This window comes from Parasphingorhabdus sp. (assembly GCF_036964565.1).
Lineage (GTDB): Bacteria > Pseudomonadota > Alphaproteobacteria > Sphingomonadales > Sphingomonadaceae > Parasphingorhabdus.
This window is the reverse complement of sequence record NZ_JBALTN010000005.1, coordinates 90114-115474: the sequence shown is the minus strand read 5'-3', so window position 1 is coordinate 115474 and position 25361 is coordinate 90114. Positions and strand designations below refer to the sequence as shown.

The window sequence follows — 25361 nt, the reverse complement described above, 5'->3', positions numbered from 1 at the left end:
CAATAGATCCACAAATTCGTCCATCCGAGCTTTTTAATGGATTCAGATTTATCCCATGTTTGATTAATATAAGAACCATACCTTGCTCCAGCTTTACGATTACGATGGACGCTGGGATCTAGCAAGGTGGGTAAGACAGGTTTGAGCAGCGGGATGTCAGACTCCAGTAGGAAAATCCGTAAGTTGTTTTGCTCGGATTATCTGCATCTTTGTAAATCCTTTGGCGTCAAGCCCCGTGTCCATCCCAAGCCCCTTCGCTTCATTAAGAATATTAGATATCGCACCCTCGCTTAGCTTGCTGCTGCCTTGCTGAACAACAAGCGTTGTGAGAATATGGAGCCCGTGACCGGCACCCGGCCCTCTATCAGGCAGTCCGTTCCGCTTCCTAGCGGGTGAAATTATCTAACTCTAGATTCGTGTATCCCGGCGCATCGCCGCCCTTAGCTATGAGCGACTTCAATTGCAGGGAAAGGTAAACTTGTATGCCGTCAGCAGCGCCAAACCCGCGGGAAATTTCCCAGCTCGCCCGTCTTTTTTGATAAATTCTTTTAAGATACTTGCGTTTTGTTCTGGTGTTATTCCTAATTCGTCTGGAACGCAGTATAGCTTTGGTTGTCCATCATCTTTCAAAAAGGCGTTCATCCAAAACATCCCAGAATACATTCCAACAAGACCTGCCTTCGCCCAGTCCATATCGGCATCGTAAGCCTCTAAGATATCGTTCGCATTCGGCTCTGCAGCTAGTGAAGGACTGGCAATATTTGCCGTGCATAAAACTGACGCCAAGAGAAACTTTCTAAAAATTGAACGCATACCATCCTCTATCGTTGGCTATAAAACTCTCATACATTATTAATTCCCCTCCACCAAGGATGCGCAATGTCAAGTGGATTGCCCCTAACATCGCAGCCCATCATTGGCTTGGTAGCCTTAACCGCTCCGGCTTCCACGCCGCGCACTGTCTTGAGTGAGTGACACGTCGTGCGATAGGCTCGTAATCCATCATGCGGCGAGAATGAATCGTCTTCATCACTGATAGGCTTCACGTGATCGACATGACTGCCAACGACTAACCGCCTGTTAAAGGCTCATGATCTAATCACCAGCCCGGCTTATGTGGCGATCAAAGCGGTGGACCCCTTCCATAAGAAATTGAGTCGAAACGGCTGTGCCAGGACGCAACACTGGTAGATCCACTGATGTTTCTGCCTGTAGGAGTCACGCCAGCGTCTGCACGCCTTGTAAATAATCGCTCCATTTCTGCAATAATGTGCGGCGCATCTCAATAAACGTGGTCCGCTTATAGGCGCGCACAACTTTATCGGCCACGACATGTGAGATAGCTGCTTCTGCAACAGGATCTGGTATCTCCGGCACATTCTCAGCTGCCCAGTCACGAAACGAGCTACGGAAGCCATGGCTGTCATAAGGGACACCTGCGTCGCGTAGAACCTTGTTAAACGTTTCACCGCAAAGCATTTTGCCTCTACGGGTCGGAAATACCAAATCTGTTGAGCTCGGCTCGCCATAAAGTTCTGAACGAATCTGTTGAAGTAGCTCTATTGCGCTTGTGTTCAGTGTAACTGTATGCTCAATTTTTTCCTTCATCAGCCAAGCTGGTCGATGCCAAAGGCGCTCTGCAAAGTCGAATTGACCCCATTGAGAACCGCGCACTTCTGCATGGCGAGACGCAGAATAAATCTGGAGGAGCATTCCTCTACGACCCAGCGTCGGCGCATTGAGAATCAGAGAAGAAACCCATGCGGGAACTTCTTGGTATGGCATTACTTTGACGTGGCCGGACTTGGGTTGCTTTGGAAGACCGCTACCAATAGATTTGTGAGGCGCTTCTGTTAATCGCCAACCCTTCGAATGCGAAAAGTTTAAAACCGTTGTAATGCGCTGGCGGACTTTCTTTGCAATCTGGGGTTTGTCGGTCCAGATGGGCTCCAGCGCCGTGATGATATCGGCTGCAGAGATCATATGGACGCTCTTCCTCGCCAACGTCGGATAGGCGTGCTTGTCTAGGGAATTAAGAAAAGCTGTCGCACTCTTTTTGGTCCAGCCCTTCTGCAGCGAGCTGTGTGCCGCAATGGTCGCTTCCCTAAAGGTTGGAACTTTCTGTCTCTCGCGATCGCGCTCTTCGATCGGGTCGAGACCAGATTTCGCAGCACCTCTAAGCAGCCCTGCCTTTTGCCGCGCTTCCGAAAGCGAAAGCACTTTACGTTGCAGTATCGGGATGTCGACTTCAACACTAGCTCCGCCAGACTTGGGCGACGTCTCCACGGTGCCAAGGCCAATATCCTGACGCTTTCCATCAGCCTGAATTCGAAGCACCCATGATTTTGCGCCACTGGGCTTCACAATCAGGTAAAGCCCCTCGCCGTCACCATGCTTTCCGGGTTTGGCGTTCCTGACCGCTAGTGCAGTTAGTTTTGGCATGAATTGATCCCCCAATCGATCCCACACTGTGATGCGACTGGAGACGATTGTCAACGAACAACCGCTAAATTAAATTCGGCTGAAACTCCAGCATTTAGCTAGTAATACGGCGGCTTGCAAACGTCTGCGAACACAAAGTAAGGTTCCTCACGGGGGATCCAGTTTTTTCTATACCTCCGTCCTCCAGCGCCCGACCAGGGCACGTCGAGCATCGGCGTCTTGCCACAAATGACAGTGGATTGCCCGGCGCATCCTGTGGCCTACTGCGACTATCGAGGCAGTGGAACGAGAGAGCGCAGAGCTCCCATCTTTTGCCCGACAGTCATCGGAGAGGGTGTTGCGTGGCAGACAGGCAGGCCGAGATATCTGACAGTGGCGGTCATCCCGACTGGAATGCGCTGCTCGAACAGGTAACGATCCGCACCGCAGACGATATTCGCGGGGCCGCCATTTCGCTGCAGGAAATAGCCCGCATCAAGGGATTTCGGGTTGCGCTATGCGCCGACATTTCATCCGGCCGGCCGATGGTGGATGCCACCGGCATATCCCTCAACGCCGATATTTTCGGCTGGGTCGAGCAGAGCGAGCGGTGGTGGCAGGACGCCCAATATGCGCTGCATTCGCCCGTACCGCGGGCCTGCCGCTATGAAAGCGAACCCTTCTGGTGCGACAGAAGCGGATTTCACGGCTCGGTACCGAACGAATTTCTCGACGATATCGATGTCAGCAGCTATTTTGCCAAGGCGAAAGGCGGCCATGCCGAGCTGATCATCGTTCCGGTGCACCTGCCCTTTGGTCAGGTCTCCGCCAACAGCTTCCCGGCCATGAGCCGCCACGGCAAGGATTTTCCGGCGCTATATGCAAAATACGGCAACCTGTTCGGGGCGCTGACCCGCCGTCTGATATCGGGCTATGTGTCGGTGTCCCGGAAATCCCGTCATATCGCTTCGGATTGCAAGCTCTCCCGCCGGGAAGCGGAATGCATCCGCTGGGCATCGATCGGCAAAACCGACGAGGAAATTGGCGAGATTATTTCGGTCTGCCGCTCCACGGTCCGCTACCATATCAGCCGCGCCGGCGAAAAGCTCCACTCCGTGAACCGCACCCAGACCGTCTACAAGGCGACGCAGCTGGGCTATCTCGGCAACAGCTACTAGCGCCTCGGGCGGGTCCGATCCCGCCACTTCCCTGTCCCGCATTTCTTGACCTTTTGGCCAGTTGAGCATTTGGCCCGCACCCGCCATTCTCGCGCTTCGACGATGCTGGATCAACCGGCACATCGGCAGACTTCACGACACGGTGAAGCAAAACGGGAGAGATTTATGAACCACCATTCGCAGCACCAGGATTCCATCGGCTTTCACCGCGCGGCACGCGCGCTTCTGCGGGGCACTGTCGCCACCCTGGCCATGGGCGGGTTCGCCGTCCCCGCGCTGGCGCAAGATGCGGTGGAAGAGGACGACAGCCGCGTCATCATCGTGAACGCCCGCAAGCAGAATGAAACGCTGCAGGAAACGCCGGTCACGGTCACCTCGATCAGCAGCGAGACGCTCGACAAGTTTCAGGTCAACGAGGTTGCCGACGTCGTCAGCCGCATCCCGGCTCTCAACGTGCAGGTCGGTGGCTCCGGTGCGGGTGGGCAGATCAGCCTGCGCGGCGTCGGCACGACCAATATATCCGCTGCCTTTGACTCCGCCGTCGCCTTTGACTTCGACGGCGTGTCGATGAGCACCATGCGACTGGTCCAGGCCTCCTTTTTTGACGTCGAGCAGATCGATGTTCTGAAGGGGCCGCAGTCGCTGTTCTTCGGCAAGAGCGCCTCGGCCGGCGTGTTCTCGGTCCGCTCGGCCAACCCGACTAGGGAGTGGGAAGTGGGCGGCAAGGCCTCCTACGAATTCGAGGAGGAGGGCTATACCGTCGGTGGCTATATTTCCGGTCCGCTCAGCGATACGCTCGGCATTCGCGTGGCCGCGCAATATCAGGACATCGACAAATATGTGGAACTGGAAGCGGGAACGCCCTCGATATTCGCCAACAGCGGCAAGGGCCTGAAGAATTTCGTCGGGCGCGTGACCTTGCAATGGGACCCGTCGGACCGTTTCTCCGCCAATCTCAAACTGAACTATAACCACAATCAGGGCGACAGCCTGCTGGGCCATTCCGACATCAGCTGCGGCGCCAACGGCGTGGCCGACGATGTCTTCCTGGCGCTGTCCGGCGTCTCCATTGCCTCCAATGCAGCGTGCGACATCCAGGACGGGCTCTATCCGCATCCCGATGGTCATCCGGCGCTGCGGGTCATCGCCCCGGGGACCACCGGCGCCGACCGCTACACCGGCCAATCCTATAACGAGACCAACACCTTCTTCATGCGCCTGGCGATGGATCTGGAGCTCAACGACCATCTGACCCTGTCGTCGGTCACCGGCATTCTCGATCTGGAGAACGAGCATCTCGACCAGTTCAGCTATGTCGGAATCCTGCCCAATGGTGATCCCGGCGGACTGCCCGCTCCCTTTTCCGACGGGCTGCAGCAATATTCCCAGGAACTCCGGCTCGCCAGCGATTATGACGGCCCGTTCGATTTCATGGTCGGTGCCTTCTGGGAAAGCCGCAGCCAGCCGCTGCAAACGTCCCAGAACGCCTTCATCGGGTCGTTCCTGTTCCCGGATTCTCGCGGAGTCGGCTTTGACTGGGTGGCCAACCGGGCGACCAAGAGCGAGGCCCTGTCCTTCTTCGGCAGCGCCACGTTCGATATCACCGATCAGCTGGAACTGTCGGGCGGCGTCCGCTGGACGGACGAACAGAAGGTCCACCGCACGTCCTTCCCCTTCCTGCACAATGCGCTGACCTTCCTGAACGGGATCGTGGGCGGCATTGGCCTAGTGGTTCCGGAAGGCTTTCAGACCGGCCCGATCAAATTCTCGGACAGCAATATTTCGCCCGAAGTCACGATCAAATATCAGGCCACCCCGGACCTCAATTTCTATGCTTCCTACAAGACCGGCTTCAAGTCCGGCGGCGTCGACAACAGCATCCTGCCGACCGCGGCGCTGCAGTTCGTGACCCCGGGCTTTGGCACGGACGCGCAGCGCGAAGCGGCACTCGACTCGATCATCTTCGGTTCGGAAACGGCCAAGGGCGGCGAGGTCGGCATGAAGGCGGTCTTCGGCAATGGTGCGTTTCGCGTGAACACCGCCGCCTTCTACTTTGTCTTTGACAACCTGCAGGTGCAGAATTTTGACGGCGCCGCGGTCCGCTTTCTGACCATCAACGCCGGCGAGCTGACGACCAAGGGCTTTGACGTCGACTGGTCCTGGCAGACGCCGCTGGAGGGCCTGAGCTTCTCCGGTGCCCTTGGCTATACCGACGCCAAGTTTACCGATACGTTCATCTCGCAGGACCCCGACGGCATCCCCGGAAATGCCGATGACGTCGACCTGAATGGCCGGACTGCGGCCCGGGCTCCGAAATGGTCGGGGAACATCGCCTTTGACCTGGTGGTACCGGCGGGGGATGCACTGGAATTGGGCCTGAACGGCAATGCCGCCTACAGCAGCAAATATTTTGCCGGCAACAACAATTTCAACGACTTTGTTCAGGACAGCTATGTCACCCTCGATGCCGCGGTTTCGGTGGGCGATCCCGACGGCAAGTGGAAATTGTCGCTGATCGGCGTCAACCTGACCGACAAGCTCTGGGCCAATACGGTCGGTGACCGCCCGTTCCTGCCGCCCGGCGGCGACGACCGGGTGGTCACGCAGAATCGCGGCCGGCAGCTGTTTGTCGAGGCTGCCTTCAAATTTTGATCAACCTTCTCCCGTTGATCAATTCCGGACCGGGATGGCTGGGGGCCGTTCCGGTCCGATTTTCCTCTGCTTGGTTCCCATAAGCAAAACCCTGCGCGACCGCGATTATCGGTAAACAATGTCCTCCGGAAAACGCCCTGCCTTGGTCAGCGCTGCCAGCGCGGGGTGCTGGTCATCGTGGGTGGTGGCGGCGTTCTGGCTCCAGCTCATCACCGGTGTCCGCTGGATGATCTTCCAAAGGTCGCCGCGTTTTTCAAACTGGTCGAAATACCGGCCCAGATAGGTCATCTCGCTGTCCTCGCCATCCGGGTTCGCCAGATAGTGAAAGGCAATCAGATAACTCTCTACCTTTGCGGTTACCGGATGGTCTTCGTCCGGGAAGGTCACGAGGATATTGCTGACCAGATGGTGGGTCTGGGCGAAACCTTTCAGGGCCGGCACAAGGTCCTCGCAGAACGGGTGAGCCGGAGCGGGTTCTGCTCCATATAAAACGCTGGCTTCGGGCCAGTAGCAGATTTTCAGCGCCGCCTCGTCGGCGCGGTCCACGCCGCGGCAATGCATGTGGATGATCTCCCGGATCGCATGCTCGTCGGCCAGTCGGGCATGACCGGGAACCCTTCCAATTGTCGGTGCCATCTTTTCTCTCCTCATCCTGCTTCTTGGCTCAGCTAGCTAAAAGAGCAATTTACGCCAACGCGACGACGCATACTATTGACGGAAAGAACAGGCCACAAAAGCCGGAAACGGAGCGGATGAACATGGAACAGCAACTATTGCAGACATGGCTGGACAAGCTCGCGATCATGGAATTGCCGGGGCTGTACATGCAGGCGCTGGACCGGCTTGACCGCGATCTGCTGCGGGCGCAGTTCTGGGACGACGCCTATATGGACTACGGAATTTACGCTGGCGACGCCGACGGCTTTTCCGATTTCTGCATGACCGCGCTCGCCGACCACGATCGCAATCACCACATGATCGGCCAGAACAATATCGAGGTCGAGGGCGACACCGCCTTCGGCGAAGTCTATTTTCAGGCCTATCACCGGGTCAGGAACGAACAGGGTGAACTGCGCGATATGTTCATCTGCGGCCGCTATGCCGACCGTTATGAAAAGCGGGGCGGGACATGGAAATTTTCCTACCGCAGCGAGATTGTCGACTGGGCCCGCGACGATCCGGCAACGGATGCTTTCCTGGAAGGATCGGGAAATATCTGGGGCGAACGCAAGCCCGCCGATCCCATTTACAACCGGGCCGCAATGGCCAGACCGGAGAAAATTTAATGTCACTTGATCTCACACAAGCCACCGATACCGACCTGCCGAAGGGCGAAGCCCGCTGCCCCGGGCCGTCCTACCAGGACATATTGGATGCCGACGGCGACCAGGTGCCGGATGCAATGCGGGCGCAGCAATATGAATTTCTCGGAGATGAGGATATCGATTTCGCTCGCTACAGCAGCGAGGATTTCGCCAATTCCGAAATCGACCAGATGTGGAACAAGACCTGGCAATGGGCCTGCCGGGAAGAGCATGTCCCCGCCAAGGGCGATCGCTATGTCTATGACGTCGGGCCCTATTCGATCCTCGTCGTGCGCGGTGACGACATGCAGATCCGCGCCTTCGTCAATTCCTGCCCGCACCGCGGCATGCAATTTGCCACAGAGGGCAGCACCGGCGTCCGCCGGCCGACCATCCGCTGCCCGTTCCACGGCATGACATTCAATCTCGACGGCTCGCTCAATGAAATCCCGTGCCGCTGGGACTTTCCCCATCTCAACGAGGAGAATTTCCGGCTGACCGAAATCCAGTGCGATCTGTGGGGCGGCTTTGTCTTCATCAACATGGACAAGGACGCGGGGCCGCTGGCCGACTATCTCGAGGTCATCCCCGAGCATTTCAAGCTCTGGCCGATGGACGACCGCTATGTCGCGCTGCACACGGAAAAGGTGCTGCCGGCCAACTGGAAGATGGCGATGGAGGCGTTTCTCGAGGCGTTCCACGTGCTCGAAACCCACAGCCAGGCGGTGCAGACCGCGGCCGATGCCAACGCCCAATATGATATTTTCGGCAAGAATGTCAGCCGCTTCATCCACGCCATCGGCAAGCCCAGCCCGCACCTCAAAAAGCCGGTCAGCGAGAAGCAGATTTTCGCCAAGCTCGGCCGCGATCCGGAAGCCCTGCCGGAGGGCACCGACGCCCGCGCGCAGCATGCACAGCTGCTCCGCGAGGAATTTGGCGCGCAGTTTGACGTCGATCTGTCCGGCACCTCGACCGCCGAAATGCTCGACAGCATCGAATATTTCGTCTTCCCCAACGCCTTTTTCTTCCCCGGCATCAGCATCCGGCTGTGCTACCGCTTCCGCCCGATCGACGTCGATCACTGCCTGCATGAAATCCTGCTGCTGCAGCCGGTGCCGAAGGGAAAGCCGCGCCCTGCCCCGGCCAAGCCGGTCCGGCTCGAGGTTGCGGACAGCTACACCACCGTCCCGGGTTTCGACCTGGCCGATATTCTCGATCAGGACACGGACAATCTGAAGATGCAGCGCGACGGCGCGAAGGCGTCGCTCAAGGCCTCAAAGGGCGCGCAATCGCTGGGCAATTACCAGGAGGCCCGCATCCGCCGCATGAACCGCACGCTGGACGAATATATCGCGGGCTAACGATCAGCCCGCCGACGGCCGGTGCGCCTCGTCGGACCAGTCCTGGCGGGCGGCCCATTGCTCCATCGTCTCGAATTCGACTTCGGGCAAGCGCCGCTGCATATAGTCGGTGTCGACCTTGAACGGTTCGGTCGGCGACTTGTTGTTGTAGTGATAGAAATCGGCAATGCTCGCGGCCATTGGCGCCCGGTTTTCCTCGGGCATCGAATCGCCCAGCGCCCTGACCAGCAGTTCGCCGAAGTCTTCCGGGGTGCAGGGATCATAGCGGATCTCGCGGCCGAAAACCCGTGACAGGATCGCCGTGACATCGGTCGGTTTCAACCGCTGCGGGCCGCCGATGTTCATCCACGCGCCTTCCATGTCGGGCCGTTCGAGGGCGGCGGTCATGCACTTGCCGACATCGTCGAGGCTGATCCAGTTGGCCTCGAGATGCGGCTCGTGCGCATAGACGTAGCGATCCTCGTGAACGATGAACGGCCGCGCCCAGTTGGTCAGCAGATTGTCCATGAACAGCACCGATCCGAACACCGTCGCCGGCACACCCGACCGGAACAGCGCGTTTATCGCCGGGGTATTGGCTCCGTAGCTGTTGGCCTCGCCCGGCTGATCGGGGATCCATCCCGACGTGTTCCAGACGAACCGCTCGGCGCCGACGGTGGCGGCCGCATGGCCCATCTTGCCGACCAGTTCGGATCGAGCGCCGGGCGACTGCAGCGGGTGGGTATAGAAAACGGCATCCGAACCCTCCAGCGCTGGGATGAATGTGGAATCGTCATCGAGATCGATGACCCGGGCCTCGCTGGCGACATTGCTGCCGCCGAGATCGGGATTTTCGCTGCGCGACAGCGCGCGAACCTTGTAGCCCGCGGCGGCAAGCTGCCGCATCTGCGCCAGTCCCTGTCGTCCGGTTGCGCCCACTACCGATACCAGTGTCATTGCCGTCTCTCTTTGCTCTTTTGCGAAAAGCTAGGCGAGCGGAAGGCGAGGCTCAATTGTCCTAATGGACAGGAACCGGCTCGGGCGTTGACCGACCGACGAACGGCCCCCTGGCCGGCGCAGGACAATCCGTGCGCTGCCAGAGGGCCGCTCGACCATGGTCACTTCATTTGGATAGGCGGGCGCTCAGTCCCCGGAAACCCGGTCCCAGAAGCGCAGCTTACGGCACTGCTCGATAAATTTCCCGGCATCCGCCTTGGCATCAATCTGGATCACACCATCATCGATCTTGTCGGCGATCCCGCTAGCCTTGAGCAGCGGCATCGCACCTTTCGAATAGGCGATGAACTTGACATGGGCAAACGCATCGCTGACGAAATCCTGGCTCGGCTTGTTGCCGGCCATCTTGTCGCCAGCCGCTTCCGACATGACCAGCGCGACCGCGTCGAACACCACCGAGGGACCGCCATCGATCTTCTCGTCGGCTTCCATGACATTGCCGTCGGACAGTTTTGCTCCGCCAATATGCGGAGCGATGATCGCACAGGTTCCGCCGGCATCCTCGGTCGCCTTCTTCAGCGCCTTCACCAGATCGGCGTCGCCGCCCTCGGCGATATAGATGCCGAGCTTGCGGCCCGAAAAACTGTCCGGTGCATTTTTAAGAATACTGAGCGCATCCGACACCGGCAGGTCGTCGACCGGCTTGCGCGCCGGCTTGATCTTTTCGGGCAGCTTTTCGAGGCCAATACCATCGGCCACATCCTTGGCGAGACCGTCATCGATATTGCGGAGGTGACCCACCATCCGTTCGCGAATATCGACTCTGCCGACCTTCGACAGTTCGAAGGTGATCGCGGCGGCAATATGATCCTGCTCGATCGGCGTCTGGCTGATATAGAATTGCCGCGCCTGGCTGTAGTGATCGGCGAACAGTTCCGAGCGGACGCGCTGCTTGGTTCCAGACACCTCTTCCGGATAGCTCTTGAAGCCCTTGTCCGGATGCTCGCGCGGCCCCTCGCCTTCGTCCCAGCTGTTGGGCTCGTAATTGACGCGGCCCTTGGGGTTGGTCATCGCCATATGTCCATCCTGCTGGTAATGGCGCACCGGGCATTTCGGGGCGTTCACCGGAATATGGGTAAAATTGGGGCCGCCCAGCCGCTTCAGTTGCGTGTCGAGATAGGAGAAATTCCGCCCCTGCAGCAGCGGGTCGTTGGTGAAGTCGATGCCGGGGACGATATTCTGCGTGCAGAAGGCCACCTGTTCGGTCTCGGCGAAGAAATTGTCGACATTATTGTCGAGCACCATCTTGCCGATGATCCGCACCGGCACCTGTTCCTCGGGGATCAGCTTGGTCGGGTCGAGCACGTCGAATTCGAATTCGTCCGCGAACTTGTCGTCGAATATCTGCACGCCCAGTTCCCACTCGGGGAAATCGCCCGAATCCACGGCGTCCCACATGTCGCGGCGGTGGAAATCGGGATCCATGCCGTTGATCTTGAGCGCCTCGTTCCAGACCACCGACTGCATGCCCTGCTTCGGCTTCCAGTGGAACTTGACGAAGCTGGACTTGCCGTCGGCGTTGACCAAACGGAAGGTATGAACACCGAAACCCTCCATGAAGCGCAGCGAGCGCGGGATAGCCCGGTCCGACATGACCCACATCAGCATGTGCATCGATTCCGGGCTGAGCGTCACGAAATCCCAGAAATTGTCATGCGCACTCTGCGCCTGGGGAAAGCCCCGGTCCGGCTCGGGCTTAACCGAGTGGATCAGGTCTGGAAACTTGATCGCGTCCTGGATGAAGAAAACCGGGATGTTGTTGCCAACCAGATCCCAATTGCCTTCCTTGGTATAGAATTTGACTGCCAAGCCACGGACATCGCGGGCGACATCGGGAGAACCCTTGCTGCCAGCCACGGTCGAGAAGCGGCAAAACAGGGGCGTCTTTTCACCAACCCGCTGGAAGATGTCGGCGCTCGACAGTTCCGGAATCGCCTCGGTCAGTTCGAAATGGCCGTGGACGCCATAGCCGCGCGCATGCACCACCCGCTCCGGAATCCGCTCATGGTCGAAATGGAAGATCTTCTCGCGCATGATCTGGTCTGCGAGCATCGTGCCGCCGCGGGCATGGCTCTTCAGACTGTTCTGATCATCGGAAATCGGCACCCCCTGCTGGGTGGTCATGATGTCGTCATCGCCGGTTGCAGTCTGCCGCGGCTCGCCGTTTTTGCCGAGTTTCAGGTCTTTCATGAATCGTTCCTTCGTTTGGGGGAATTGCCTCTTCTCTCAAACCTACGCGGGTTTGGAGAGAAGGTTCACCGTCGAAGGGAATTAAAATTTACCATCGGATACGCATGGCGAAGCCCGTCAAGGCTCCGGTCACGAACCGGTGCGGGTCGCCAAAGCGATAGTCGCCGACCGGCCTATCCCGCTTTTTTCGGGGTGAATCCGATATGCAGTTCCTTGAGCGAGCGCAGCAGGAAATGCGGGTGGATGGCAAAGTCGTTCCTGCCCTCGACAAACCACATGTCCTCGAACCGGTCGACCACGGCGGTGAAGCCCCAGATCAGTTCGCGGCGTGCCAGCGGCGCGCCGAGGCAGTGGTGGACGCCAGAGCCGAAGCCCATGTGCGCCCCTGCGCGCTTGCGCTCGAGATCGATCTTCTCGGGACATTCGAAGACGCTTTCGTCGCGATTGGCGGCGGCATAGCGGACGTTGATCAGCGCGCCTTTCGGAATCGTCACTCCGTGCATCTCGACATCCTCGGCGGCAAAGCGCATCAGGCTCTGCACCGGCGATTCGAGGCGGACCACCTCCTCGACAAAGGTCTTCATATATTTGTCCGGATCGCTCTTCAGCTGCGCCCAGACATCCTTGTTCTCGATCAACAGCCGGATCCCGGACGCGAGCGCGTTGGTCGTGGTCTCGCTGCCGCCGACAAACGTGTCCGCCATCATCTCGGCGTGCAGCTCGTTGTCGTTGAGCGGGCGGCCCCACTCCTCGATCACCCGGTTGACCAGTTCGCTGAGCAGGCTGTCGTCCGGATTGGCCCGCAGCCGCTCGAAAATCGGGTGGAAATAATGCTGCCCCTCGATCTCGCGCTCGACCATCTCCAGTTCGGATTCCTCGTCCAGCATCATCGATATCCGGTGGAAAAAGGCATCGGTCCAGCGCTTGATCTTCCACATGTCCTCGCGCGGCGCGCCCATCTGCTCGCCGATGATATAGAGCGGCAGCGGCACCGCAAACTGGCTGACCCAGTTGCACTCGCCGTCCGCGATAAAGCCGTCGATCAGCTCATAGGCCAGCGTCTCGACCAGCGGGTCCATGGTCTTGATCTTGCTCGGCTTGAACGCCTCGTTGAACATCGCCCGCATCTGCTTGTGGTTGGGATCGTCGCGGCTCGACAGGGTCGGTTCGGGAACCCAGCCCTTCTCGCGGAACCGCTGTTGCACCGCTTGCTGCCGTTCGGCGCTGCCGGTCTTGTTGAAGGCGGCGAATTTCTTCGGGCTGCTGGGAAAGGCGTCCGGATCGAGCAGCACCCGGCGGACATCCTCGTAGCGGGCGATGACGTAAATCTCGGTGCCGGGCTGCTTGTAGACCGGTGCCTCGTTGCGCAGCGTCTTGTAGGCATCATAAGGGCATTGCTGCGTTTCTGCGTCGAGCAGATTGATATTCAGGTCGGCCTTGGTTGCCATGTCGTCTCTCCCTAGCGCACCTGAATTTTTTCCTCGCCCCATGGTGCAATGGTCTCGGCTTTCTGGAATGCCTCGGGCAGCTCCTCGACCATGTGCATGGTCGCTGCCAGCCGGCCGAAGCCGACAAAGAAGGCGCAGGTCATGCCAAGCTCGACAATCTGTGCCTCGCTGAAATGCTCCAGCAGCCCGGCATGGACGCTGTCATCGATCGCCAGATGATCGGTAGCCATCAGATCGCCATAGCGAATGGCGGCTTTTTCCGCGTCGCTGAGATTGTCCGCTTCCTGCGGTCTTTCCAGCGAGCAGACCGCGCCTTCATCGACGCCGTCATTGACCGCATCGGTGTAGCGGATCGCCATGCAGCTGCGGCACTGGTTGAAAAAGGCGATGCGCAGGCGGACCAGCTCCACCAGCCGCTCGGGCAGGCTGCGGCCGCGCTTCAGGGCACCGCCGAACTGCATCAGGCCCAGCGCCTGTTCCGGGCAGTGCGCGAAATAGCGGGTCAGCCCCTGTTCGAGATCGGTCGCGGCATCGGGATTGACCGCTTCCCTGATCCGGGGATCCCATTCCTCCGGCGGCAGCTTCGAAATCCGGCTCATCCGATCCTCTCCCATATTTTTCATGGATTTTGTGAAAGAATAGGTCTTGCGCGCGGCAAGGACACTGTCGATTTGAAGGGGAGTTGACCACAAGCCGGTTGACTCGAATTTGGCATGGCCATATTCTGGCTTCGGTTCGGGACACCTGCCGCTTGCAGACGGAAGTCTTGGTGAAGTCCCGTGATTACTAATCATCTCGTCATGTCCGCAACATGCTTCAAGATGGCAACGCAAGCACCATTATCACGAAGCATATTTGCAACGGATGAGATTGATATGAATTCCCCACGACACGACTCCCTATCGCTAAAGGAACTGAAACAGCAGGCGCGCCGTCTGCGATCTGACATCGCTCAGGATTCCGCGCCGATATCACATAGTAAATCGTTGGAAATGGTCGCCCATCAAAGAGGCTTCAAGGACTGGAATACGCTCCATGCGTCGGCCTCCAACCGGCCGGATTTCGAGAAGCTGAGTTTAGGCGACACCGTAACCGGTCGCTATTTGGGACAGGCGTTTCGGGGTGAAGTCGTCGCCATCCGGACGATAAAGCTCGGACAGCTCTACCATATCTCGATCCAGCTTGAACAGGCGATCGACGTTGTAACCTTTGAGTCCTTTTCCAACTTCCGCAGGCGCCTGAACTGTAGCGTCGACCACAGCGGCGTTTCTCCGGCCAAAACGTCCAATGGTGAACCGCATATGATATTGGAGCTGTGACGATGGAAACCGGAAAATCACCGCACAAGCAGATGCTTGCCGACTTTCTCAACGATGTATGGACCGATGGTAAGGTCGATGTTGTCGATCGATATCTGGCAGACAGCTATACAATCCACAATGACCCTGGGGACCCATGGGATGGCCAGACGCTCTCCATTGAAGGATTCAAGAACCGTCTGGTCCAATCTCGGGCAATGGCCCCCGACCAGATTTTCCATGTTAAGAAAATGGTTGAGGAAGGCAATGAGATTGCCGTGGCCTGGACCTGGTCAGGAACCCATCTGGGCGATATTCCAGGGATTCCGGCAACAGGACGGAAAATCGCCATGACTGGTCTGACCATCTACGATTTCCAGGGCGACCGGCTGTCGGGCCATTGGCAGATTGCTGATCGCCTGTCGGTATTCCAGCAACTGACCCAAGGCCCGCCCGCCTAGTTCTGACTGACTGTTGTTGAGGAAGGTCGAAGCGGGAAGGTGCCGCTCGCCCTATTCCGCTTCGGCGTTCTTGTCATATTTCAGCTCGAGATAGCGGCCGCGGATCGACAGATTGTCGATGTCGCCCTTGGCGATCTGCTGGGTCACTCCGGCGATTTCCTTTTCGATCAGGGTCAGCCCGCTGATCAGCTGTTCGTCGGGCGACTTGCCGCTGTCGTTGCTCTTCGATCGCATCGACACGGGAATCGCGCGATAGCCGTTGATCAGTTCGGGCAGATGCTCGCCAACCAGCTTGCGCACTTCATAGGCAGCGGCGTCACCCTCGTTGAGCTTGTTCAGCTGCGGCGACAGCATGTCGAGCTGGACGCCGATGCCGTTGACGATCTGGACCGCCGGCGCCGGCAGCGCCGGACGCTGGTTCTCCAGCCAGATCTCGGTCTTGCCCGCCAGCGACTTCAGATCGGATTTCAGGATCGTCTCGGGCGTCGGCATCTTCATCTTCGGGAATTTCATCGAAGCCCAGATACCGGCCCCGATCAGTCCGGCGGAAATCATCACGCCCCAGAATCCGATCCCGCTCAATATCCCGCCAACGATGCTGGCACCGACCAGCACCCCGACCGTCCACAGGGCAGCCCGGCCCAGCTTCTTGAAGAAATGGCCCTGCTTCAGCTTGTGCGAGCGGTTGCCGATCGAACGCCGGAACTGGGATTCGCGCAGCACCCGCGCGGCGCCGTCATAAATTTGCTGATTGGTTTCGGGCACTGGGGTCTAGTCCTCCAACGCGGCTAGGGGGTTTTCGGACGGCGCTTCCAGCTGCGCCTTGGCCTGGCCTTCGGAGCGGGCGATATAGCCTTTCGACTTTTCGATCTCGCCCGACAGGCTGTTGACCGTCGCCTTCATATTTTCCAGCGCCTTCAGCTTGAACGTGTCGATATTGTCCATCGTGTCATAGACATTCTGGAACGCCCGCTGCAGCGTTTCGAGCGGAATGGTGGCCGAGGCCGCCTGCTCGTGGATCTGGCCGGTCTGGTTCTTCAGCATCTCGCTGGTGCTGTCGATCACGCCCGCGGTGGTGGTGTTGAGCGCGGTGATCTGGTCGAGCACCAGTTTCTGGTTGGTCAGCGCCTGGGCCACGGTCACGCCGGTGCGCAGCGCGCCCACGGTGGTCGTGCTCGCCCGGTCGACGCCCTTGACCAGCTCGACATTGTTGCGCTTGACCAGATCGAGCGCAAGATAGCCCTGCACCGTCACCGCCATCTGGGTCAGCAGGTCTTGGGTCCGCTGGCGGACGTAGAAGAGCGCGCTTTCGCGGATCGCCTTGGCCTTGGCCGGATCGCTGGCGTCCAGCTCGGCCGCCTTGTCTTCGAGCCGCTGGTCCATGACCTTGGACACGTGGATCATCTGTTCCAGGCGGCCCATCGCCGCCCACAGATTCTTGCGCTCGACGTCGATCGCGGCATTGTCCATCAGCAATTCGTCCTTGCCGGACCGCAGGCGGTCGAGAATCGCCGCGATATGACCCTGCGCGCTCTTGTAGCCGTCGAAATAGTTGCGCATCTTGTTGCCGAACGGGATGATACCGAAAATCTTCTTCTTCGTGGTCAGATTGCCGCGCTTGCCCGGGTCGAGATCCTCGACCGTGCGCCGCAATTCGGCGAGATCGGAGCCGATCCCGCTTTCCTCGTCCATCGACCGGATCGGCCGGTCGAGGAAGCGGTTGGACTGGCCAGCCGCCTCGGCAATCTCCTTGCGGCCCATGTTGGTGATCTGGTCGACCTTCTTGCCGAATTCGGGGCTGTTCTGATCCTGGGCGATCAGATCGTCGATAAAGCTGTCGACCTTCTCTTCCAGCTTCGACTTCACCTCGTCGCCAATCGACACAAGGCCACCGGCTTTTTCAGGGGCAACGGGCACCACAGGATCTGGTGGAGTCAGTTTCAGTTCGTCGGTCGCGGTGATTGTTTCGGTCGCCATGCTGTTCAGCCTCCCTGCCCCGGCACCAGTGCGGGGCTTTCTCTATAAATGGATGCAAAGGCCGCGCTTTTCAAGCGTTTCCAGTGCTGTATTATGCAATTAATACAGTTTTTTTGGAAGGATGCAACAAGCCTCCAAGTCTTCCATCTTTTGCTGGGCTCAGCCCTCGAGGACCGCGACCACCTGCGGCGTTATCTTTCCGACGATCAGATCAATGCCTTCGGCCGTGGGGTGCAGTCCGTCAGGCAGGAAAAGACGGGGTCGGCCGACCAGCCCGTCCATGAAGAACGGGTAGAGCGCGACATCATATTTTTTCGCCAGAGCGGGGTAGATGACGTTGAATTCGTCGCTGAATGCCGCGCCCAGATTGGGGGGAGCGAGCATGCCGGTCAGCAGCACCGGAATATCGCGGTCCTGCAATTTCTTCACCATTGCGTCCATGTTGGCGCGGGTGTCGGCGGGTTTCAGGCCGCGCAGCAGATCATTGCCGCCGAGGCCGAGGATCACCAGATCGGGCTTGCGTGGCAGACTGTCGAGGACGAAATCCATCCGCCGCAGGCCGGCTGCCGTGGTATCGCCCGACACGCCGGCATTATGTACCCGCACGTCCTTGCCCTGCGCCCGCAAGGCGGCCTGAAGCTCCGGCGCAAATCCTTCATTCTGGTCGAGACCGTAACCGGCATAGAGGCTGTCGCCAAACGCAACCACCAGAATCTCCGCATCGGTTGCATCCCCCTTCGCGTCAGCAGCCGGTGCTGATTCCGTCTCTCCGGAAGCCGTTTTCGCTGTCGTGTCGTCGACCGGCGCGGGATTGCAGGCGATCAGAAGTTGAAGAAGCGCCAGTGAGAGCCCATATGTTAGAAAATTCCTCAACATCGGATATCCTTTCCCGCATGATCCAAAAATCCGCCGCACCGAGCGACACTGCCATGAGCGACCCCCATATCGCGATTGCCGCCCGAAATGTCACCCTGTCTTTGGGCGAGGGCGATGCAAAAGTGGATATCCTGCGCGGTATCGACCTGTCGATCGAGGCGGGCAAAACCGTGGCCTTGCTGGGTCCATCGGGTTCGGGAAAATCGTCGCTGATGGCGATCCTGTCAGGACTCGAGCGCGCCAGCGGTGGTTCGGTGAATATCGCCGGGGCGGATTTTGGCACGATGAACGAAGATCAGCTGGCGGTGGCACGCCGCGGCCGCGTCGGCATTGTCCTGCAGGCCTTCCACCTGCTGCCGACCATGACCGCCCTTGAAAATGTCGCGGTACCGCTGGAACTCGATGGCCAGGCGCAGCCTTTCAAGGTGGCTGCCGAAGAGCTTTCCGCCGTGGGACTGGGCGACCGGCTCGGGCATTATCCAACCCAATTGTCCGGCGGCGAACAGCAAAGGGTCGCCATCGCCCGCGCCATGGCCTCCCGGCCGACGATCATCTTTGCCGACGAGCCAACCGGCAATCTTGATGGAGCGACCGGGGAGAAGGTAATCAGCCTGCTGTTTGACCGGCAGAATGCGACCGACGCGACCCTGCTGATCATCACCCATGATCCGGAACTCGCGAAACGCTGCGACAGGATTATCGAACTGCGCGATGGATTGATCGAACGGGACAGTGACGCGCAATGAGCTCTGACCTCGGCAAGGCCTGGACGATTGCCCGCCGCGATCTGCGCGGACGTTTTGCCGGCCTGCGCCTGCTGATCGTCTGTCTTTTGCTCGGCGTGGCGACGCTGGCTGCGATCGGCAGCCTGACCAATGCCATTACCGAGGAACTGGCCAACCGCGGCCAGGCGATATTGGGTGGCGATCTGGAAATTGCGGTTGCGCAGCGCGAAGCCACGCCCGCTGAGCTGGCAGCGCTGGAGGCGACGGGAACCGTGTCGCAAACCCTGCGGATGCAGGCCATGGCGCGGCTGCCGGATGGCAGCGACACCCAGCTCGTCGAACTGAAAGGGGTCGACGGGGCCTATCCGCTCTACGGCAAGCTGACGCTCGACAATGGCGAGACTGTGTCGGCACCCGCTGACGGTGAAATTTATGTCACACCGGCCCTGATGCAGCGGCTTTCGCTGGCGCTCGGCGACACGATCGTCTTCGGCGAGGCGGGTTTCACGATTTCAGGCGTCATCGCCGAAGAGCCCGACCGGCTCAGCGAGGGCCTGTCGCTTGGTCCCGTGGCGATTACCTCGCTGAAAGCACTGCGCGCCACGCAGCTGATCCAACCGGGTAGTCTTTTCGAAGGAAAATACAGGCTGAAACTGGATCCCGCAGTCGATCCCGGGGCAACCGGAGACCGGCTGTCCAACCAGTTTCCCAACGCAGCCTGGGAAATCAAGACCCGGGACGACGGCGCGCCGAGCACGCGGCGTTTCATCGAGCGCATGGGACAATTTCTGACGCTGGTCGGCCTTGCCTCGCTGGTCATCGCCGGCATCGGTGTCGGCAACGGTGTGGCTTCCTACCTGCGCGGCAAGCAGGGCGCGATCGCCACGCTCAAGATTCTCGGCGCCGACAGCGCGATGATCTTCCGCATCTATCTGTTCCAGATCATGGCGGTGGCACTCGGAGCCATTGCGCTCGGCCTTGCGATTGGCGCGCTCGCACCCTTGGCAATCATCCAGATTGCCGGCGACGTCCTGCCGATCAAGCCGGAATTTGCCATCTATCCGCTGCCGTTGCTGGTCAGCGCGCTCTATGGATTGCTGATCGCCGTCATCTTTGCCTTGCCGCCGTTGTCCCGCGCCAAGACCATCCCTGCCGCCGGCATCATTCGCGGCGAAGGTCGTTCCTGGCGGGAGATTGACCGGCAGAGCTGGATCGGCGTGGGCCTAGCTATCGCTGCCATCATATTGCTCGCTCTCGGCACCGCAAACGAGCCTCTTTTCTCGGCCTCGTTCATCGGCGCGGCGGCGGCCATCTTGTTGCTGCTCACCGGTCTGGGGGCGCTGATCCGCTGGCTGGCGAGCAAGGCTCCGCGACCCAGGCAGCCCTTGTTGCGCCTTGCTCTCACCAGCCTCCACCGGCCCGACACCCAGACCGGGCAGCTGGTTGTCGCGCTGGGTCTCGGGCTGACGCTGTTTGCGACCCTAGCGGCAATCCAGACCAGCCTCACCAACGAGATCCGCTCCACCGTTCCGCGCGATGCACCGAGCTTTTTCGTGCTCGATATCCCGGTCGAACGGGCGGACGATTTTCGGGCCAAGGTCGCGGAAACTTCGCAGACAGCGGAAGTCAATATTGTCCCTACCCTGCGCGGAATTATCACCGAATTTGGTGGTCAGAGAGTCGCCGATCTGGAGACCCTGCCCGAAGGCGCATGGGTGTTGCGCGGAGATCGCGGCCTGACCTACAGCGCCACGATTCCCGAAGGCAGCGAAATTGTGGCAGGCGAATGGTGGGATGCCGATTACGACGGACCACCACTGGTTTCGGTCGACGAGGAACAAGGTGCAGCGCTGGGTCTCAAGATCGGCGACAGCCTGACCGTCAGCCTGCTCGGCGTGGAAATTCCCGCCCGGGTTGCCTCATTCCGCAAGGTCAACTGGCGGAATTTCGGTTTTAATTATGTGCTGGTCTTTCCCCCCAGCGTCCTTGCGGACGTACCCCACAATGTTGCCGCGACCATTCAGCTGGAAAAGGCCAAGGAAGACAGGTTGCTCACCACATTGCCGAGGGAATTTCCGTCCATCTCGATGGTCAAGGTCAAGGAAATCGCCTCCCAGATCGGCGATATCCTCGACCAGATGGCGACTGCAATTGCCGCGGCCGCATCGATCGCAATTTTTTCGGGCATTGCGGTGCTGATCGGGGCCATCGCCGCCTCCCGCCAAGCGCGCGTTTATGACAGCGTCATCCTCAAGTTGCTTGGCGCGACGCGGTCGCAGATATTGACGGTTCAGGCGATCGAATATGCCATGCTCGCCCTTCTGCTGTCGCTGGTGGCGCTGGGCCTCGGGCTTTTTGCCGGCTGGTTCGTCATCACCCAGATCTTCGAATTTACCTGGCAGCCGGACTGGGGCATCGTGCTGCTGACGCTCGCCGTCGGTGCGATTGTTACTCTGGGTATCGGCTTGCTAGGTTCGATTCCCGTACTCTCTGCGAAGCCCGCCCGAGCGCTTCGGGAATTGTAGCCTTAATCGTTTTCGTTGCGGGCGAGGCGTACGGCAACCGGTGCAGATAGAAAAAGCTGTGCGAGATGGTAGAATATCAGCGGCAATATCACCAGACCCGCACGCTCGGGTGAAAAGAGGATCGCAGCCAGCGGCGCGCCGATCGCGACGCTCTTCTGCGCGCCGGAAAACAGCAGCGTCTTGCGATCCCCGCGTACAAAGCCAAGCCAGCCGCTCAGCAACCAGGTCCCGCCGAAGGCCAGCCCGAGCCAGAGCAGTAGCGCCGCTGCCAGCCAGACAAATTCCGCTCCGCTCACCCGGCTCCACATGCCGGCGATGATTGCGGCGGAAAAAGACACATAGACCGCCAGCGCGATCGCGCCCCGGTCGATCCAGCCGGTCAGATCCCGGTGCCGCATGACCCATGGCCGCAGCCGCGACTGAAAGGTCTGACCAAGCACGAAGGGCAACACCAATATGGCCGCAAGCTTGAGCACGGTGTCGGAGGTAATTTCCACTCCGGCTGACCGTGCCAGCAGGGCAAACAGCAGCGGCGCCAGAAAGACCCCGACGATGTTGATGGCCGCGCTGGCCACCACCGACGCCGCGACATTTCCTCGCGCAATGGCACAATAGCTGGTTGCCGATTGCACCGTCGACGGCAACACGCCAAGAAACAGAAAGCCCAAGGCAACGTCGGCAGGCAGGACCGAGCCCAGCGCCAGCGACAACAGCAGGCCGATGACGAGCATCACCCCATAAACCCACACAAATATGGTGCCCTGCAGCCTCAAATTGCGCAGACCCGCCTTTACCTCATGGCGCTCCAGCCGAATGCCATGGAGCAGGAAGACCGCAAAGATACCGGCATTGAACATGATCCCGGCGATATCCTTGGCCAGACCCTGCACGGGCAAGAGTGTCGCCAGAAGAACCGCTCCGCTGAGCAGCCAGATAAATTTGTCGGTGAGGATCAGGCGGAAGGTTTGCATCTCGTTGCGCCAAATGGATGGCCTCATCTCATTTGGCAAGCTTTCTGATGTTGCGGTGCAGCACCAAACAGGCTAAGGGCGCGGCAACTTGGGGCGATGTTTATAACCGCCCTTTCCTCTTCTTACGGTAGAATTTGATATGTCCCTTCGCAATATTGCAATCATTGCGCACGTTGATCACGGCAAAACCACTCTCGTCGACCAGCTTTTCCGCCAGTCCGGTACATTTCGCGACAACGAGCGCGTGGAGGAGCGGGCGATGGATTCGAACGATCTGGAAAAAGAGCGCGGCATCACGATTCTTGCCAAGTGCACTAGCGTCGATTGGAAGGGCACGCGGATCAATATCGTTGATACCCCGGGCCATGCCGACTTTGGTGGCGAAGTGGAACGCATCCTGTCGATGGTCGACGGCGTTATCCTGCTCGTCGACAGCGCTGAAGGCGCGATGCCGCAAACGAAATTCGTAACCGGCAAGGCGCTGGCTCTCGGATTGAAACCGATCGTTGTCGTGAACAAGATCGACCGTCCCGATGGCCGCGCGGAAGAAGTGCTCGACGAAGTGTTCGACCTCTTTGTCAACCTCGATGCCAATGATGAACAGCTTGATTTCCCCTCGCTCTTCGCCAGCGGTCGCAACGGCTATGCCGGCGATACGCCGGAAGTGCGCGACGGCGATCTGTCTCCGCTGTTCGACAAGATCATTGAACATGTGCCGGAACCGGACGTCGATCCGGATGCGGAATTCAAGTTTCTCGTCACCCTGCTCGACCGCGACAATTTTGTCGGCCGTATCCTGACCGGCAAGGTCGAAAGCGGAAAGATCGATATCAACATGCCGATCCACGCCATCGACATGGACGGCAATGTTGTCGAAGCCGGCCGCGCCACCAAGATCATGGCTTTCAACGGCCTCGAACGCGTTCCCGTTGAAAGCGCGAAGGCGGGTGACATTATCTCTCTCGCTGGCCTGACAAAGGCGACCGTGTCCAACACGATATGCGATGTTTCGGTGAAAGAGCCGATCGCCGCACAGCCGATTGACCCGCCAACGCTTTCGATGCGCTTTGCCGTCAATGACAGCCCGGTAGCCGGTCGCGAAGGCGACAAGGTCACCAGCCGCGTGATCCGCGAGCGCCTGTTTCGCGAGGCCGAATCGAACGTCGCCATCAAGGTCACGGAGAGCGATGACAAGGACAGCTTTGACGTTGCTGGTCGCGGCGAACTGCAGTTGGGCGTGCTGATCGAAACGATGCGGCGCGAAGGCTTTGAGCTTGGCATCTCCCGTCCCCGCGTTCTCTATCGCGAAGAAGGCGGCAAGCGGCAGGAACCATACGAGACGGTCGTGATCGACGTTGATGAGGAATACTCCAGCACGGTTGTTTCCAAGATGCAGCGCCGCAAGGCCGAACTGACCGAGCAGCGGCCTTCCGGTGCCGGCAAGACCCGCCTGACCTTCTCCGCGCCGTCACGCGGCCTGATCGGCTATCATGGCGAATTCCTGTCCGACACGCGCGGCACCGGTCTGATGAACCGTCTGTTCGAAAAATATGACGACTACAAGGGCGTCATCGAAGGCCGTCCGGTCGGCGTTCTGGTATCCAACGGTACCGGCAACACCGCCGCCTATGCCCTGAACATGCTCGAGGAACGCGGCGTGTTATTCATCGGCGCGCAGACACCGGTCTATGAAGGCATGATCATCGGAGAAAATGCGAAACCGGGTGATCTTGACGTAAATCCGATGAAATCCAAGGCACTGACCAACTTCCGGGTCTCGGGCAAGGAAGACGCGATCCGTTTGACCACGCCCAAGGTGATGACGCTGGAACAGGCGATTGCCTATATCGACAATGATGAACTGGTCGAAGTCACGCCAAAGAATATCCGCTTGCGCAAACGCTATCTGGATCCCAATGATCGCAAGAAGGCATCACGCCAAGCAGCCGCGGCTTAGGCCCGCCCAACAAGCAATAAAAAAGGCGGCCTATCGGCCGCCTTTTTTTTATTTGCAGGTGTTACGCAAAGACTAGAAGCGCAGGGCTGCCGTCAAGCGGATGCTGTGCATGTCGAAATCCGGGTCCGTGCGTTTCATGTCGGTTCCACCAGATACCAGGAGAAACGGATTGGTCGGTCCGGCTGAGCCGGGGCCAACATTTACGACATAATCGTCATCATTGTAACGGGTGTAGAGATATTCCAGACCCATCGAGATGTTGTTGGTGATTTTCGCTTCAGCACCACCACCGGCACTCCAGCCGAAACTCTCTGTTTTGCCATTGTCCGTGAAGCTGTTCGCACCGTTTGTGGTGGTAAAGCTATTCTTGATCTTGGCGTAGGAAACACCGCCCGTTGCATAAAACAGGACACCGCCCGGGGTATAGCCGACGCGGCCACGTGCGCCGAGGGCATAGTCGAGCTGACGGGTAAATGTATAGGATGCAGGCGTAGTGCTGAATGCGGTTACGCTGTCAGTTGATTCGCTGCGACCGGCATCGACAAGAAAGCCGACCACGATATTGCCATATTGCTTGTCGGCTCCGGCGCGAATGTAATAGTCGATATCATCCTTGTCATTGTTGCAGCCAGCGACAGGAGCATTACCCTTGGCCGCACCATTGCAGAAACCGGGGGAAAAGGCATTCGCTCCGGTTACCGTGGAAACGCCGTTGTCAAAATCACCGTTGCGGTCGGTATCGAACACAACGCCCTCGTTGACGTCATTGGACTGAGCGCCCAAACCAAACGAACCACCGACATAAAAGCCGTCAAATTCTGTGTTCTCGACTTCTTGTGCGGAGGCTGGCACGGCATTGAGCGAAGCCAGCATTGTCGCTGCTGCCAGTGTAAATTTTGTGGGAGACATAGTCGTTCACTCCTTGGGTCATTACAAATGTAGAACTCAACAAGCGAACGAGAGGAAGTCCGGTTCCATCCCTTCCACGAATATAGCGCGTTGTGGTATAAAAGGCACATAT

At 59.0% G+C, this 25361-nt stretch carries 21 protein-coding genes; 9 read left to right on the top strand and 12 right to left on the bottom strand.

The features are described from left to right. Window positions 1–456: 456 nt before the first annotated feature. Together V7650_RS08455 and V7650_RS08450 are read right to left on the bottom strand one after the other, a co-directional pair. On the bottom strand, window positions 457–813 hold the full coding sequence (locus V7650_RS08455) for a hypothetical protein (RefSeq protein ID WP_335655794.1): 357 nt from the start codon (window positions 811–813) through the stop codon (window positions 457–459). Window positions 814–1218: 405 nt separating this feature from the next. Next, on the bottom strand, window positions 1219–2442 hold the full coding sequence (locus V7650_RS08450) for a tyrosine-type recombinase/integrase (protein WP_335655793.1): 1224 nt from the start codon (window positions 2440–2442) through the stop codon (window positions 1219–1221). 341 nt (window positions 2443–2783) lie between these two features. Between V7650_RS08450 and V7650_RS08445 the strand changes: the two genes are divergently transcribed. Beyond that, window positions 2784–3599, top strand: a complete 816-nt coding sequence (locus V7650_RS08445; RefSeq protein ID WP_335655792.1) for a helix-turn-helix domain-containing protein — start codon at window positions 2784–2786, stop codon at window positions 3597–3599. Window positions 3600–3764: 165 nt separating this feature from the next. Further along, a complete protein-coding gene (locus V7650_RS08440) occupies window positions 3765–6251 on the top strand; it encodes a TonB-dependent receptor (protein WP_335655791.1) in 2487 nt (828 codons plus the stop codon). Between the two features lie 105 nt (window positions 6252–6356). Here the strand turns inward: V7650_RS08440 and V7650_RS08435 are convergent, their stop codons facing one another. Beyond that, window positions 6357–6887 carry a nuclear transport factor 2 family protein gene (locus tag V7650_RS08435; protein WP_335655790.1) on the bottom strand — a complete coding sequence of 177 codons (531 nt, stop codon included), beginning with the start codon at window positions 6885–6887 and terminating at the stop codon, window positions 6357–6359. Between the two features lie 122 nt (window positions 6888–7009). Between V7650_RS08435 and V7650_RS08430 the strand changes: the two genes are divergently transcribed. Both V7650_RS08430 and V7650_RS08425 read left to right on the top strand, forming a co-directional pair. Beyond that, window positions 7010–7537 carry a nuclear transport factor 2 family protein gene (locus V7650_RS08430; RefSeq protein ID WP_335655789.1) on the top strand — a complete coding sequence of 176 codons (528 nt, stop codon included), beginning with the start codon at window positions 7010–7012 and terminating at the stop codon, window positions 7535–7537. Next, entirely contained in the window at window positions 7537–8916 is a 1380-nt protein-coding gene (locus V7650_RS08425) for an aromatic ring-hydroxylating dioxygenase subunit alpha (protein WP_335655788.1), read from the top strand. Before V7650_RS08430 ends, V7650_RS08425 begins: the two co-directional genes overlap by 1 nt. A 3-nt stretch (window positions 8917–8919) precedes the next feature. Here V7650_RS08425 and V7650_RS08420 read toward each other — a convergent pair whose 3' ends face one another. The 4 genes from V7650_RS08420 to V7650_RS08405 all read right to left on the bottom strand — a co-directional run bounded on the left by V7650_RS08420 (window position 8920) and on the right by V7650_RS08405 (window position 14149). Continuing rightward, window positions 8920–9852: an SDR family oxidoreductase gene (locus V7650_RS08420; protein ID WP_335655787.1), complete on the bottom strand. Its 933-nt coding sequence runs from the start codon at window positions 9850–9852 to the stop codon at window positions 8920–8922. A 186-nt stretch (window positions 9853–10038) separates the two neighbouring features. Beyond that, window positions 10039–12102, bottom strand: a complete 2064-nt coding sequence (locus V7650_RS08415) for a catalase (RefSeq protein ID WP_335655786.1) — start codon at window positions 12100–12102, stop codon at window positions 10039–10041. Window positions 12103–12275: 173 nt separating this feature from the next. Beyond that, window positions 12276–13550, bottom strand: a complete 1275-nt coding sequence (locus V7650_RS08410; protein WP_335655785.1) for a cytochrome P450 — start codon at window positions 13548–13550, stop codon at window positions 12276–12278. 11 nt (window positions 13551–13561) lie between these two features. Next, the gene (locus V7650_RS08405) at window positions 13562–14149 is read right to left on the bottom strand and encodes a carboxymuconolactone decarboxylase family protein (RefSeq protein WP_335655784.1); all 588 of its coding nucleotides are present in this window, start codon (window positions 14147–14149) and stop codon (window positions 13562–13564) included. 222 nt (window positions 14150–14371) lie between these two features. On the opposite strand from V7650_RS08405, the gene V7650_RS08400 reads away from it, so the two are divergent. Together V7650_RS08400 and V7650_RS08395 are read left to right on the top strand one after the other, a co-directional pair. Continuing rightward, entirely contained in the window at window positions 14372–14869 is a 498-nt protein-coding gene (locus V7650_RS08400; protein WP_335655783.1) for a glyoxalase superfamily protein, read from the top strand. Window positions 14870–14871: 2 nt separating this feature from the next. Continuing rightward, window positions 14872–15309 (top strand): ester cyclase, encoded by a 438-nt coding sequence (locus tag V7650_RS08395; RefSeq protein ID WP_335655782.1) that lies wholly within the window; start codon window positions 14872–14874, stop codon window positions 15307–15309. Window positions 15310–15360: 51 nt separating this feature from the next. Here V7650_RS08395 and V7650_RS08390 read toward each other — a convergent pair whose 3' ends face one another. The 3 genes from V7650_RS08390 to V7650_RS08380 form a co-directional block, all read right to left on the bottom strand. Beyond that, window positions 15361–16074, bottom strand: a complete 714-nt coding sequence (locus V7650_RS08390; protein WP_335655781.1) for a hypothetical protein — start codon at window positions 16072–16074, stop codon at window positions 15361–15363. Window positions 16075–16080: 6 nt separating this feature from the next. Further along, window positions 16081–17286 (bottom strand): toxic anion resistance protein, encoded by a 1206-nt coding sequence (locus V7650_RS08385; RefSeq protein WP_335655780.1) that lies wholly within the window; start codon window positions 17284–17286, stop codon window positions 16081–16083. 159 nt (window positions 17287–17445) lie between these two features. Further along, the gene (locus V7650_RS08380; protein WP_335655779.1) at window positions 17446–18162 is read right to left on the bottom strand and encodes an arylesterase; all 717 of its coding nucleotides are present in this window, start codon (window positions 18160–18162) and stop codon (window positions 17446–17448) included. 53 nt (window positions 18163–18215) lie between these two features. Here V7650_RS08380 and V7650_RS08375 point away from each other — a divergent pair, with 53 nt between their 5' ends. Together V7650_RS08375 and V7650_RS08370 are read left to right on the top strand one after the other, a co-directional pair. Next, window positions 18216–18908 carry an ABC transporter ATP-binding protein gene (locus tag V7650_RS08375; protein ID WP_335655778.1) on the top strand — a complete coding sequence of 231 codons (693 nt, stop codon included), beginning with the start codon at window positions 18216–18218 and terminating at the stop codon, window positions 18906–18908. Continuing rightward, window positions 18905–21412, top strand: a complete 2508-nt coding sequence (locus V7650_RS08370) for an ABC transporter permease (protein ID WP_335655777.1) — start codon at window positions 18905–18907, stop codon at window positions 21410–21412. The genes V7650_RS08375 and V7650_RS08370 overlap by 4 nt, the downstream gene beginning before the upstream one ends. 2 nt (window positions 21413–21414) lie before the next feature. Here the strand turns inward: V7650_RS08370 and V7650_RS08365 are convergent, their stop codons facing one another. Next, the gene (locus V7650_RS08365) at window positions 21415–22383 is read right to left on the bottom strand and encodes a bile acid:sodium symporter (protein WP_335655776.1); all 969 of its coding nucleotides are present in this window, start codon (window positions 22381–22383) and stop codon (window positions 21415–21417) included. Window positions 22384–22522: 139 nt separating this feature from the next. Here V7650_RS08365 and typA point away from each other — a divergent pair, with 139 nt between their 5' ends. Continuing rightward, window positions 22523–24340 carry a translational GTPase TypA gene (gene typA / locus V7650_RS08360; protein WP_335655775.1) on the top strand — a complete coding sequence of 606 codons (1818 nt, stop codon included), beginning with the start codon at window positions 22523–22525 and terminating at the stop codon, window positions 24338–24340. Between the two features lie 72 nt (window positions 24341–24412). On the opposite strand, the gene V7650_RS08355 is transcribed toward typA, so the two are convergent. After that, on the bottom strand, window positions 24413–25249 hold the full coding sequence (locus tag V7650_RS08355) for an outer membrane protein (RefSeq protein WP_335655774.1): 837 nt from the start codon (window positions 25247–25249) through the stop codon (window positions 24413–24415). Between the last annotated feature and the right edge of the window lie 112 nt (window positions 25250–25361).

Bases quoted from the DNA above. Each gene is read 5' to 3' on its own strand.
- V7650_RS08455 (WP_335655794.1), bottom strand. From the start codon at position 813: ATGCGTTCAATTTTTAGAAAGTTTCTCTTGGCGTCAGTTTTATGCACG.
- V7650_RS08450 (WP_335655793.1), bottom strand. From the start codon at position 2,442: ATGCCAAAACTAACTGCACTAGCGGTCAGGAACGCCAAACCCGGAAAG.
- V7650_RS08440 (WP_335655791.1), top strand. From the start codon at position 3,765: ATGAACCACCATTCGCAGCACCAGGATTCCATCGGCTTTCACCGCGCG.
- V7650_RS08435 (WP_335655790.1), bottom strand. From the start codon at position 6,887: ATGGCACCGACAATTGGAAGGGTTCCCGGTCATGCCCGACTGGCCGAC.
- V7650_RS08430 (WP_335655789.1), top strand. From the start codon at position 7,010: ATGGAACAGCAACTATTGCAGACATGGCTGGACAAGCTCGCGATCATG.
- V7650_RS08425 (WP_335655788.1), top strand. From the start codon at position 7,537: ATGTCACTTGATCTCACACAAGCCACCGATACCGACCTGCCGAAGGGC.
- V7650_RS08420 (WP_335655787.1), bottom strand. From the start codon at position 9,852: ATGACACTGGTATCGGTAGTGGGCGCAACCGGACGACAGGGACTGGCG.
- V7650_RS08415 (WP_335655786.1), bottom strand. From the start codon at position 12,102: ATGAAAGACCTGAAACTCGGCAAAAACGGCGAGCCGCGGCAGACTGCA.
- V7650_RS08410 (WP_335655785.1), bottom strand. From the start codon at position 13,550: ATGGCAACCAAGGCCGACCTGAATATCAATCTGCTCGACGCAGAAACG.
- V7650_RS08405 (WP_335655784.1), bottom strand. From the start codon at position 14,149: ATGAGCCGGATTTCGAAGCTGCCGCCGGAGGAATGGGATCCCCGGATC.
- V7650_RS08400 (WP_335655783.1), top strand. From the start codon at position 14,372: ATGGCAACGCAAGCACCATTATCACGAAGCATATTTGCAACGGATGAG.
- V7650_RS08395 (WP_335655782.1), top strand. From the start codon at position 14,872: ATGGAAACCGGAAAATCACCGCACAAGCAGATGCTTGCCGACTTTCTC.
- V7650_RS08385 (WP_335655780.1), bottom strand. From the start codon at position 17,286: ATGGCGACCGAAACAATCACCGCGACCGACGAACTGAAACTGACTCCA.
- V7650_RS08380 (WP_335655779.1), bottom strand. From the start codon at position 18,162: ATGTTGAGGAATTTTCTAACATATGGGCTCTCACTGGCGCTTCTTCAA.
- V7650_RS08375 (WP_335655778.1), top strand. From the start codon at position 18,216: ATGAGCGACCCCCATATCGCGATTGCCGCCCGAAATGTCACCCTGTCT.
- V7650_RS08370 (WP_335655777.1), top strand. From the start codon at position 18,905: ATGAGCTCTGACCTCGGCAAGGCCTGGACGATTGCCCGCCGCGATCTG.
- V7650_RS08365 (WP_335655776.1), bottom strand. From the start codon at position 22,383: ATGCAAACCTTCCGCCTGATCCTCACCGACAAATTTATCTGGCTGCTC.
- typA (WP_335655775.1), top strand. From the start codon at position 22,523: ATGTCCCTTCGCAATATTGCAATCATTGCGCACGTTGATCACGGCAAA.
- V7650_RS08355 (WP_335655774.1), bottom strand. From the start codon at position 25,249: ATGTCTCCCACAAAATTTACACTGGCAGCAGCGACAATGCTGGCTTCG.